The following is a 220-nucleotide window of genomic DNA, read 5'->3' on the forward strand; positions in this document are numbered from 1 at the left end:
ACTATATGGTGGGTCTCTACTACTTCGAGCAGGAGACCAGGGAATTCGAGGGGCGTATTTCAACTATTGTGGGTGACGATATCGCTGTCGGCACCGAGATCTTCGGGCCATCGCTGCCACTGATCGCGGCGCCGGGTGACTATGCCATCCAGAACAGCGTTTTCGAAACCGAAACTATTGCTGTGTTCGGTCAAGCCACATGGCACGTCGGAGACAACTG

General features: G+C 54.5%; 1 protein-coding gene. It reads left to right on the forward strand.

What is annotated here, in order from left to right; genetic code table 11:
- Positions 1 to 220: hypothetical protein (locus A3709_RS23910; RefSeq protein ID WP_197484242.1), on the forward strand; the 220-nt coding region annotated here is incomplete at both ends.

Origin of the sequence: Halioglobus sp. HI00S01 (assembly GCF_001635445.1) — a bacterium.
Lineage (GTDB): Bacteria > Pseudomonadota > Gammaproteobacteria > Pseudomonadales > Halieaceae > Halioglobus > Halioglobus japonicus.